The 8,446-nt window shown below is 55.2% G+C and carries 7 protein-coding genes; 6 read left to right on the forward strand and 1 reads right to left on the reverse strand.

Translation table 11 applies throughout. The features are described 5' to 3' along the window. Nucleotides 1–791: 791 nt before the first annotated feature. From IRZ24_RS13290 to IRZ24_RS13315, 6 genes are all read left to right on the forward strand, one after another. Nucleotides 792–1,853: a hypothetical protein gene (locus IRZ24_RS13290; protein ID WP_297165035.1), complete on the forward strand. Its 1,062-nt coding sequence runs from the start codon at nucleotides 792–794 to the stop codon at nucleotides 1,851–1,853. Between the two features lie 12 nt (nucleotides 1,854–1,865). Continuing rightward, nucleotides 1,866–2,780 (forward strand): hypothetical protein, encoded by a 915-nt coding sequence (locus IRZ24_RS13295; RefSeq protein ID WP_297165037.1) that lies wholly within the window; start codon nucleotides 1,866–1,868, stop codon nucleotides 2,778–2,780. Between the two features lie 28 nt (nucleotides 2,781–2,808). After that, a complete protein-coding gene (locus tag IRZ24_RS13300; RefSeq protein ID WP_297165039.1) occupies nucleotides 2,809–2,940 on the forward strand; it encodes a hypothetical protein in 132 nt (43 codons plus the stop codon). A gap of 81 nt (nucleotides 2,941–3,021) precedes the next feature. Next, a complete protein-coding gene (locus tag IRZ24_RS13305) occupies nucleotides 3,022–4,635 on the forward strand; it encodes an O-antigen ligase family protein (RefSeq protein ID WP_297165041.1) in 1,614 nt (537 codons plus the stop codon). Continuing rightward, a complete protein-coding gene (locus IRZ24_RS13310; RefSeq protein WP_297165043.1) occupies nucleotides 4,632–5,888 on the forward strand; it encodes a glycosyltransferase family 2 protein in 1,257 nt (418 codons plus the stop codon). The genes IRZ24_RS13305 and IRZ24_RS13310 overlap by 4 nt, the downstream gene beginning before the upstream one ends. A 22-nt stretch (nucleotides 5,889–5,910) precedes the next feature. Then, nucleotides 5,911–7,176: a glycosyltransferase family 4 protein gene (locus IRZ24_RS13315; RefSeq protein WP_297165045.1), complete on the forward strand. Its 1,266-nt coding sequence runs from the start codon at nucleotides 5,911–5,913 to the stop codon at nucleotides 7,174–7,176. A 492-nt stretch (nucleotides 7,177–7,668) separates the two neighbouring features. Here the strand turns inward: IRZ24_RS13315 and IRZ24_RS13320 are convergent. Continuing rightward, a partial coding sequence (locus tag IRZ24_RS13320; RefSeq protein WP_297165047.1) for a sugar transferase occupies nucleotides 7,669–8,446 on the reverse strand: 778 nt, incomplete at its 5' end.

Here is an 8,446-nt window from a genome sequence, read left to right on the forward strand (position 1 = left end):
ATACGCACTCCCGAGAGGATCGTTACTTGTGGCCCGATTTCCCACCCCAGGACAGCCCTATACCAGGCGTAACGCAGTGTGTAGGAAGGAATATAGTTAACAAACTGATTAGTGAGATATTTAATCAGCTCTCGAAGCGCGTTTCTCATCTCAGCACCTCCGGCAGCTCTGCAAGGAAGAGGAGCTAGCCGCTTACAGAGCGAGAGCGAGTAGCGAGACGCACTCGTGATCTCACTGTAGCAGAAGCATCACCCACACCACTTTACTCAAAGCTCACCAGATCTTGGCGGCAGTGAATCAGAACAAGGTGATGTCTATCAGATCTACCACTGGACACGAGCAGTCCTCCATACCCCAGTCGGCAGATGACAGGCCCGCGGTATGGATCAGCAACCAGTGCCTACGAGTCAACTGATTCAAGCAACTGGAGCAAAGGGCATAGCACTCCACCTTGTCTCAAGCGGCACTGCTTGCCTGAGGTACTCTTCCCCGCTTGGCCCTCCTCAGTCTATCTCGAGTTGTAGCACGCCTTTGTAGCGACAGGATTGCGAAGATGGTAAAGAACACGTCGCTTTCTCAGGGCAGGGTGAATGCCCCGTACCCAAGGAAATTACCAGCCTTCTAGCAGTCAACCGGTAGAGTGATGTGCACACTCTCCCCCCTGTAGCAACGCCATCTTCACAGATATGAACACCTCTTTACTATGGAGCCAGTAGTACCCTTGTAGCAGATCACATGCCGGCAGAAAGAACGAGAGGTTACGGAACGCGAAGCGAAGGAGGTCTGTTCTTGTGGGGCGTGTACTTGAAGTCATCTTCCGCCGCCCTTTGCAGCTTGCCTTACTGTTTGTCATGTTCCCAGTAGTGGCGATGGCGGTGGTACTGGTTCTTCCTCCCTCATATGAGACAACGGCTTCGCTCTGGGCTTTGCGACGTTATGAGGTGATCGGGGCCACTGGACCTGAGACGAATCTCCAGGCCACGCCGGCAGAGACCCAGGCCACTGCTCTGAGTGAGCTGCTGCAAAGTCGTAGCTTTGCCTTGAAAGTGGCATCAGAGGCACAGCTCGCCGCAACGTTGGATGAGCATACCCGGTCTAACCCCCTCCTGCGTGACGATGCCCTTTTTACAGAGATCTCTAAGCACGTGCTAGTACGCGCGGTGGGCTACAATCTATTCACTATCACTTATGAGAATCGTAGCGCTCAAGTTGCGCAGCAGGTAGTACAGTCTATTATTGACAACTATAGTCAACAGAGCCAGCAGTTTAGCGTTGCGGAAGCACAATATCTCCTCCAAAGCTATCAGGGTCAACTGGCCAAGGCTCAGCAGGATGCAGCGAATGCCGCGGCTGCTGAGGCTCGCTATCTGAGTACTCACCCAGATTTAGCCCACCAGGTATTAGTTTCCGGCCCTGATTATGCTGCGGCCTTGGATCCTACTTACAGCCTGCTCCATAGCCAGACGAAGCAGGCTCAGGCCACAGTGGAAAATTTGCAGTCGCTTATTGCTAGCTTGAAGCAGGAAATTAGCTCTCAGGGTAGCGGGGTCAATACCCTTTTCAAGATCATTGATTCTCCTGCTGTGGGCACGCAGCCCGTTCCTCGTACAAAATCCCTTCTAATCGGCGGTGGCATCGGGCTAGCCGTGGCGCTGTTTAGCTGCTCCGCTCTGGTAATCATGCAGGTCCGCCGTCAGCGTGCAATCTACACGCCTCTCGATTTAGAGAAGATCACAACGCTTCCAGTGCTGGCTCAGCTTCCACGCCTGAAAAGGGAGGGCGTTGCCGCCCTGTTGCCCTCGGCGACCACTGACGGGCTGTTATCCAGCAGAGAGGGTCTTCCTAGCAACTAGAGGAGAGCGCTTATGGCAGAACATGATCGGCTCAATAGCAACAATAAGAAAAGCTCCAGCTCTCACGACCCGGACAACGATACGGTGAAGCTTCCAGCTCTCCACCCTCAGACAGCAGCCGTGGTGCCATCCGCAAAAGCGGAGGTCCAGGTGGCTGAACAGATGAAGCTATCACAGCAAGATGCTGAGGAGCATATAGAGACGATTAGTACGGTCCAGATGCCGGACACACCAGTACCAGCTAGCAGGGTGGAGCCAAACCGCGCTCCTGCTTCGGCCAGCAGCCGTCAGGCCCGCGAGCTGCTCAATGCCCAGACCGTGCGCGAGCGCTGCCGTCAGTTGTGCGCCTCTGTCTTCTTCCGAGAGCGCTCAACGATTCGCAGCCTTGGTTTTACCAGCGCTATTGCTGGAGAAGGGAAGACGCTCCTGGCCCTGACCACTGCCAGCGTGCTAGCTAGCGATAGCGGGCGCCCCGTGACCTTGCTCGAATGCACTTGGGAACGTCCGCGGCTGCAGGCATTGTTTGATCTGCCGCGCCGACAGGGCCTGGCTGAATGGCTGCGTGGCGAGTGCTCCGAAGAGGCGATTCGCCACCGCGTCGCGCCCAATTTGACGGTGATTCCTGCCGGCGATGCCGCAGGACAGGCGATGCGCTGGGTCCGCCAGCTTATTGAAGGCCAACTCGTCGCCCGCCTGTCCTCCCCCGAGGAGTTGTTCATTTTGGATCTGCCTCCTCTCGTGCCTACAGGCTACGGGGCTTTGGCCGCTAGTCTGGCCGATGCCCTGATCCTGGTCGTGCACGCCGGCGTCACCTCAGACGTGCTTGTGAGCGAGGCCTGCGCTCAGTTAAAGGACCTCCCAGTCCAGGGTATCCTGCTGAACCAGATCGAGAGCCGTATTCCACGCTGGATACGCCAGATGCTGTGAGGGATAGCTTGCAGAGAGAGCCAGCCCTATGAAAGTGATCCTTCTTCTGCTCAGCTTCTTTATCTCTATGGCGCTCTTTAGCAGACGATACAGCGCGACAACGCGAGTGATCATGCTCTTGGTCGTCGCCTTGCTGGTCACCTATGGCACTTTCTTCTGAAGGCAAAGACCTCGTCGGTCGTGGCCCGAGGATCAGGTGTCTGCTCATTGTACTGTCTTTGCTGCCAGATAGTGAAAGCCTATGTCTTCTTTACCAGAGTCACCACCACAGTCAAGACGGCGCTACCGCGCTTACCCCGATGAGCTAGCGACCCCGCCCCCAGCCAAGGGTATCCTTCCCTTGTGGATTGCCCTTATGCTGGGCCTGGCTCTGCTTCCTTTGCTGATCTTGGCCGGAGTCTCCATTGGCTTCAGTATCGTCGTCGCTCTGCTCACTACTTTCGCCGCTAGCTTGCTGATTATGCGCTGGCCTGTCTGCGGCCTCTTCCTCTGCTTGGCCTGCGTTCTACTCGTTGAGCAGAATCCCTTGCAGATCCATATCGGCACCGATCAGTTGAACATTTTTTATTGGCCACCGAATATGGCCGGGATGATTGAGCGCCCCATTGGTTTTCTGATGCTCTTCACCCTCTTTATGGCCATCTGCCACCGGCTGGCCAAGCGCTACCCGCTCCTGGAGGGAGGCCCCCTGATCTGGCCTTTTCTCGCTTTCCTGATCTGTGTGGCTATAGGCGTCATACATGGCCTGGCTACCGGCGGCGATCTGAAAATCACAGTTTTAGAAGTGCGACCTCTCTGGTATCTGTTCCTTGCTTACTTGCTGGCATATAATCTGATCTCCCAACTACGGCATGTCCGCCTCTTTTTCTGGTTCGCGATCTTTGGTGCTGCCTTCAAAGGCCTGCAAGGCTGCTATATCTATTTCTTCGTGCTGCATGGCGATCTGACTAACCAGAATGAGATTATGTCGCATGAGGAGTCTTTCTTCTTCGTATCGATTCTATTAATAATTATCCTCTTCTGTATGCTTTACCGCTACCGGCCACAGCTGTATGCAGCCCTGGCGGTGCTTCCTCCGGTACTAATCGCCTTGATCGCTAATAAGCGACGGGCTGATTATATTGCTTTGATCGTGGGAGTGGCTGTGGCCTGGGCCTTTGTTTTCTACCTCAAGCCACACTTGCGTAAGCCTTTGCTAGCTGGTCTAGTGATCTGTTCTAGCCTGGGCATCGGCTATGTTCTCGCCTTCGCTCACGGTACAGGCAGCCTGGCTGAGCCTGCTCGTGCTATCGTCTCGGTTATCGATCCGTCAGCTTCAGATGCACGCGATCAGGCGTCAAACGCTTATCGCAATGCTGAAAATTATGATCTGAAGTATACGGTACAACAGAATCCTCTGCTGGGTTTGGGCTTTGGAAAGCAGTTCCTGCAGCCAGAGCCGCTGCCAGTCCTGGCTAATGATGATCCTGACTTCGGAGGCAATCCTTATCTGTATGTGCCTCACAACACTATCTACTGGATCTGGATGCGGCTCGGACCAGCAGGGTACATTGCTTTCTGGTTCCTACTAGGCGCGCTGATTGTGCGCGGCGGTCTGATCACGCGTCGGCTCCAGGAACCATATCTGCGCCTGGTCGCTGTCTATGTGATTGCGATCACTTGCATGGAGGTAATGGTAGCTTATGCGGACTATCAGCTATTCTTCTATCGCAATGTGATTTATCTGGGCTTGCTGGCAGGCTTGTTGATGCGTCTACCCGCACTAGAGCCAAAGCCTCCCCAGCAGATCGCTCCGGCCAGAATTCTCTCTTCCTCTCAGCCACGACCAGCTCTGAGCGAGGTCAGTATAATATGATGTCCTTTGCTGTTCTCTCCCCTTTGCTGCTGTCGACTCTGCTGCTGGCAGAGCTACTACTGGCCCTGCCTGTCAGTTACCTGGCCGTGGTAACGGTGGCAGCCTTGTTGACCCGCTTCTCTCGCCAGGCCGCCGCTTTTCCCACGGCGGAGCCTGGCGTCTCTAAGCCATTGCGCTTCGTGGTATTGATCCCTGCGCACAATGAGGAAACGGTTATCGGCACTCTTCTGGCAAGTTTGGAGCAGCTTACGTATCCACGCGGCTACTATGACGTCTATGTGATCGCCGATAATTGTGATGATGGCACGGCAAGCTTGGTTCGCTCCAGGGGCTGGGCTACGGTCTATGAGCGCCACGATCTTCAGCGACGTGGTAAGGGCTACGCCTTGAATTGGGCTCTGGCACGGCTGGCTGAAGATGGCGTTAGGTATGATGCCTGCGTGTTCCTGGATGCGGATGCCGTGGTTGAGCCTTCTTTTCTGCACGCTCTAGAGCAGGCTTTGAAAGCTGGACAGGCTCGCGGCGAGGATTTACAGGCTCTACAGGCTTGCAATACGGTGCTCAATGCCTCGGCTTCTCCAGGTACCGCGCTGCGCTGGCTGGCTCTTTCCTTAATGAACCATGTCCGTCCCCTCGGACGAACCAGGCTGGGAGCTTCGGCGACTTTGACAGGCAATGGGATGTGTTTGACTCGCACTCTGTTGGAACGCTATCCCTGGGAGGCTTTCTCTCGCGGTGAGGATTACGAGTATTATCTCCAGCTTGTGGAACAGGGGATCTGTGTTCGCTACGTGCCTGGGGCCGTGGTTCGCTCACAGATGCCGGTCCGCTTCGCTCAGATGCGCTCGCAAGATCTGCGCTGGGAGGCCGCGGAACCAGATATGCCCGCGGCGAGACGCGCTTTCCGCTTGCTACGCGCCGGTCTGCAAACGGGTGATTGGCGGCGTTTGGAGGCTGTGGCAGAGCTGCTGACACCTCCTCTCTCCGTATTGCTAGTCTGGGCGGCTCTTGTGCTCCTCACTAGTCTCATTCTTGGCTGGTCACCTGCCATCTTCTTAGCCCTGTGCCTGACGCTCGGGCTGAGCCTCTATGTGCTCTCTCCTCTTCTTCTCTTAGAGATCCCATCCGGTATCTATAAGGCTTTCTTCCTCGCCCCGGCCTTTGTGCTCTGGAAACTCTGGGTCTATCTAGTATTGCGTCAGAGCCGGGCGCAGAAAAGAGACTGGGTGAGAACTGATCGCACACCTGCTTAAAGAAAGAAGACCTTGGTTCGGCTTGAAAGGGGATATTGGGATGACGCCGTTACGCATTGTCCATATTAGCTACGACTGGTATCGCTTTGATCCCCTGGTGCGTCGCTTGGCGGAAGCCGCTCGCGCCAGAGGCCATCTGGTCGATGTCATTTGTCTGCGTCATGGCGCGGAACCTCCCTACGAGGAATGTAATGGTGTGTCTGTCTACCGCGTCCCCCTGGATCGTGGCTTCGGTCAGCCTCTCCCTGTAACTGTGCTGGGCTGGCTCAGGTTTTTGCTTCTCGCCGCCTGGATGGTGACACGCCTCCATTTTCGCAAGCGCTATGACGTGGTTCAGGTGCACAATATGCCAGACTTTTTGGTCTTTGCAGCGCTTGTTCCTCGCCTCTTCGGGGCCCGGGTCATTTTGGAGGTACAAGATGCCTCTCCAGAATTGATGGCGGTGAAGGTTCGCGGGCGTCTGCGCCGCCTGGCTAAAACCCTGGCTATCTTGCAGGAACGCCTGTCTACGCTGTTTGCAGACCATGTGATTACTGTGGGCTGGCCTTTCGAGGAGGTGCTGCTCCGACGCGGCGTTCCCCGCCACAAGCTGTCGGTCATTTTGAACAGTCCCGACCCACGCTATTTTCCTCCCTCCAGGCGTGCTCGCTTCCCTGCTACCGAGGAGGACGGCGATTTCATCCTGATGTATCACGGGACGATGGCAGAGCGACATGGCCTGGATATAGCACTGCGCGCCCTGGCCTTGGCCTTACCTGCCGCCCCACGGCTTCGTCTCGACCTCCTCGGACGTGGAGAGCAGATTCCTTTCTTGCGCTCACTAGCCGAGGAGCTGGGGATCAGCGATCGCGTTACTTTCCGTGAGACATGTACCGTTGATAAAGTGGCCGATTTCATCGCTCACGGCGATGTCGGCATTATTCCTTATCGCTGCGACGGCTTTATGGATCTCTTGCTCCCTACAAAGGCTTACGAGTTCGCCTGGCTTCATCGCCCGATCATCGCCGCGGATACAAAGGCGATCCGCTCGATGTTCCGCCCCGAATCGGTCATGCTCTGTGAGCCTGAGAACCCTCTTAGCTTCGCAGCGGCTTTTGTCACTCTCTATCATCACCCCGAGAAACGCGCTCAGTTAATTGAGAATGCCGCTCAAGACTTCGAACCGTTCCGCTGGGAATCGATGAGTGAACGCTATAACGAGCTGCTAGAGAGACTTTGTGGCCATCCTCGCTCGACAGCAGCGGTGGCGATCTCACAGCAGATCGGTAGCCATAGGCCACGGTCATAATACTGTTATATGATCTTCATATACACTACAGCAGCATAAGCAGCAAAATATCTATATAAAGGCGATAGAATGGGACGGCACCAATACTTGGGGATCAGGAGACTAAGGCTACGCATAGCTCGCTTGGGCCTCAAGATGCCCAGGAAGACAATGCTTTGCCTCTCGATCCTGCGATCTACGATGGCATCGTTCGGCCTTCTTGCTTGCCTGCTGTCGATCCATCTGTACTCACCCTGCTGGCCGATCAAGAAAGCTGCTCACTTCCCTCTCCCGGGTTGCCAGGGTCCAAGCGCTTCTTACAGAACGCCGGACCAGAACAAAGCGGTGTGAGCGAGCTGAGACAGAAAGAAAGAGGAAGGGCATCCCTGCCCTTGACAAATGGAAGGGAGACGAAGTCATCGGAGAGATGAAAGCTATTTCAGGCGAGCAGATGGGGAATGCCTATGCAGCATAGAGCGATGCGACCCGGATGACCAGAACGCTCAAGTTCACTCAGGCGCCACCACGCCCACTCAGCATCACCAGGGGGGTCAAAGCAATGAGCTTGAGGTCCTCGCGAAGGGATTGACTTTGCAGATACGCAATATCCATCTCTACCATCGTCTTGAAATCGACCTTACTGCGTCCATAGACTTGCCAGTAGCCGGTCAGACCAGGCTTGCCTGCCAGGCGTAGCCAATCTCGCGCGCTGTAATGCTCCACCTCATAGGGCAGAGGGGGACGCGGCCCGACCAATGACATGTCGCCACGCAGCACATTAAAGAACTGGGGTAACTCATCCAGACTGGTGCGGCGAAGCAGGCGCCCGATCCTTGTAACGCGCGGATCATTCTGCAATTTGTATGGATTGGCTCCATTGTGATCATCACTGAGCCGATCACCGTTCATGTAACGTTTGATAGCTTCGCGATGTAGCCGATCATCGCTCTCAGCATACATTGAGCGGAACTTTAAGAGAGTAAACTCCTTGCCCTTCAAGCCCAGGCGTTGCTGACGGAAGAGCACTGGCCCTTTAGAGTCGAGGCGGATCAAGATAGCTATCACAGCCATCGTCACCAGCAGCAGAGGCAACAATACCACGGTGATAGAGACATCGATCAGCCGTTTGAGACGCAGGTAGCCAGGGTCAATGGAGATTTCTAGACGAGACTCAGAGAGAACCGCCATAGAGCTTCCTTCCTCCACAGGAGAGACAAACAGTATGTGGATCATTGCAGTCACATACTGGCCTACACTCTGTTTAAGAGGATAGCGATCTGAGGTAGCGAAC

The sequence above is a fragment of the Thermogemmatispora sp. genome, assembly GCF_019683755.1.
Lineage (GTDB): Bacteria > Chloroflexota > Ktedonobacteria > Ktedonobacterales > Ktedonobacteraceae > Thermogemmatispora.

Excerpts from the sequence above, each read along its gene's own strand:
- IRZ24_RS13295 (WP_297165037.1), top strand. The coding sequence starts at position 1,866 with ATGGCAGAACATGATCGGCTCAATAGCAACAATAAGAAAAGCTCCAGC.
- IRZ24_RS13300 (WP_297165039.1), top strand. The coding sequence starts at position 2,809 with ATGAAAGTGATCCTTCTTCTGCTCAGCTTCTTTATCTCTATGGCGCTC.
- IRZ24_RS13305 (WP_297165041.1), top strand. The coding sequence starts at position 3,022 with ATGTCTTCTTTACCAGAGTCACCACCACAGTCAAGACGGCGCTACCGC.
- IRZ24_RS13310 (WP_297165043.1), top strand. The coding sequence starts at position 4,632 with ATGATGTCCTTTGCTGTTCTCTCCCCTTTGCTGCTGTCGACTCTGCTG.